Origin of the sequence: Streptomyces phyllanthi (assembly GCF_009377205.1) — a bacterium.
Lineage (GTDB): Bacteria > Actinomycetota > Actinomycetes > Streptomycetales > Streptomycetaceae > Streptomyces > Streptomyces phyllanthi.
Window position 1 is genome coordinate 1 of record NZ_VJZE01000808.1, and the last position, 2,249, is coordinate 2,249.

General features: G+C 69.4%; 3 protein-coding genes and 1 pseudogene. 3 read left to right on the top strand and 1 reads right to left on the bottom strand.

All coding sequences use genetic code 11. The features are described from left to right. From FNH04_RS47075 to FNH04_RS45090, 3 genes and pseudogenes are all read left to right on the top strand, one after another. A pseudogene (locus FNH04_RS47075) lies at nt 1–591 on the top strand (malic enzyme-like protein); the annotation flags it as partial. A 161-nt stretch (nt 592–752) separates the two neighbouring features. Beyond that, a complete protein-coding gene (locus FNH04_RS45085) occupies nt 753–1,127 on the top strand; it encodes a roadblock/LC7 domain-containing protein (RefSeq protein ID WP_152792013.1) in 375 nt (124 codons plus the stop codon). Nucleotides 1,128–1,318: 191 nt separating this feature from the next. Further along, on the top strand, nt 1,319–1,690 hold the full coding sequence (locus FNH04_RS45090) for an ArsR/SmtB family transcription factor (protein ID WP_152792014.1): 372 nt from the start codon (nt 1,319–1,321) through the stop codon (nt 1,688–1,690). Between the two features lie 173 nt (nt 1,691–1,863). Here the strand turns inward: FNH04_RS45090 and FNH04_RS45095 are convergent, their stop codons facing one another. Beyond that, on the bottom strand, nt 1,864–2,031 hold the full coding sequence (locus tag FNH04_RS45095; protein WP_228032031.1) for an OsmC family protein: 168 nt from the start codon (nt 2,029–2,031) through the stop codon (nt 1,864–1,866). Between the last annotated feature and the right edge of the window lie 218 nt (nt 2,032–2,249).

Sequence of the window (2,249 nt, forward strand, 5' to 3'; positions counted from 1 at the left end):
GCCCACACCCGGCCCACCCACGCTGCTGCCGTCCGTTCCGCCCTGGAATCCGCCGGCACCCCGGTGGTGGACACCAACGGCCACGCCCACGCGGTCGCCACCGCCGCTGCCACCGTCAACGCCCTGCGTCACAAGGGCATCCCCGTCCACAACGCCTGCGTCGTCCTTGCCGGAGGGGACCGCGGCGGAGATCTCAGCGGCCTCCTGCTCGCCGTCGGCATCCAGAGCCTCACCCTGTACAACGCCGGGACCGGTCTGGAGGACCTGGTCGGGCCCGCCGACCTCATCGTCGACCTGATCGGCCTGCCCGCCCCGCACGACGGAACCCCGGTGCTACGCGCCGACCCTCACGATCTGCCGCCGTTCCACGCGACCACCCGGCGCCCGCACCCGCTCCACGCCCTGCCGGCTCTGCTCACCGTCGCCGCACGGACCCGGCAACTCACCCGCCACAACCTCCAGGCCGCCGTCCGGGCCCTGGCCCAGCGCGCCCAGCCAGGCAACCTGCTGCCCTCCATCGACGACCCCGGACTCACCCAGGCCCTGTCAACCGCACTCATGCCCGAACCAGCGCGTCCCGAAGACGTCTGACCACGAGCGGTCACAGGCATCGCATCATCCGACATTTTTGAGCTCCCTCGTCCAGTACCGGAACAACAGGGCTGCCAGGCACAGGCGCTACGTAGGGTCCTGGGCACCGGCGGGGAGGGCGATGCCCGAGCCGCTCAGTGACCCCAGGAGGAGATGCTGGTATGAGCAATGTGGAGGTCTCCCTGAAGGAGACGATGACTTCGATCGAGGGCGCCTTGGGGACCGCTCTGGTCGACTACACCAGCGGTATGGCGCTGGGGACTCTGGGGGGAAGCAAGGACCTCGACCTGACGGTTGCGGCGGCCGGCAACACGGATGTGATCCGCGCCAAGGCCCGCACCATGGAACACCTCGGTCTCAAGGGCGAGATCGAGGACATGCTGATCACGCTCGGCAGCCAGTACCACCTCCTCCGCCCGCTCAAGGGTCGTGGAGGCAACGGCCTGTTCCTCTACCTCGTGCTCGACAGGGCTAAATCGAACCTGGCCATGGCCCGCCACCAGCTCAAGCGCATCGAGGCCGAACTGGACGTCTAGCAAGCTGCGCGTTCCATGGCCCCGCACGCCCACGACTTGAAGATTTCTTCAACTGGGCACATCCAGATCAGAGCAATCCCAGGGGTGTGCGGGGCCGGATCCGCGAGGATCGGTGCGCAGCACCGCCTGCGGTGGCAACGACGGGGCCGCCGTGCCCCGACACAGCCCTCACGCGGCAGGGAGCAATTCACATGCAGGTCCCCCTCTACCAGGCCAAGGCCGAGTTCTTCCGCATGCTCGGACACCCGGTACGCATCCGGGTCCTGGAACTGCTGCAGAACGGCCCCGTCCCGGTACGCGACCTGCTCAGCGAGATCGAGATCGAACCGTCCAGCCTCTCCCAGCAACTGGCCGTACTGCGCCGCTCGGGGATCGTGGTCTCCGTGCGGGAGGGCTCGACCGTCAGCTACGCACTTGCCGGCGGTGACGTGGCCGAACTTCTGCGCGCAGCCCGCCGCATCCTGACCGAACTGATCGCGGGCCAGAGCGAGCTGCTTGCCGAGCTCCAGCAGGCAGACCTCCAGCCGGCCCTCACCCCGGGCGGAGCCGACCGGCGCTCCTGACGGATCGAGCAAGTCGGCCGACGCGGCGTCGACGTGCGCGGCGCGGTCGCACGCGTACTTCCTCCAGTTGTGCCGACGCGTGCGCTCGTCGAGGCGCGGATCCCGTGGTGGGGCCGTGGTGCGGGTGTGCCGTCGCGATCGCGGCACGAGTGCCGTGTGTGTGCCGCGTGCGCTCACGTCTCCAGTTCGATGTCGATCTCGGGTGGCTGGTGGAGCGTGTTGTGGACGGTGCAGTGCGAGGCGACGCCGAGCAGGGCCGGGCGGCGCTGCTCGGGCAGCTCGGGCGGCGGGACGATGGTGACGTGGACGGATGCGACCCGGGCCGGCCGGTCGGTGGCCATGGTGAATCGCGTACGGACCCGCAGTCCCGCGCGGTTCTGGCCGTGACGGTGGAGAGGGTTTGCTGGAGCCTCTCAGCTCAGTCGCGTTCGAGCCTGACGCGGGGTGTTGGCGCGGTCACGAGCGCCGTCTTCGCCGAGGAGGTCGGCGTCGGATTCGTAGCCTGCGGTTGATGCGCGACGCCATCCGCCTCATGGCCGTCCAACGTGCAGGGGTGGGT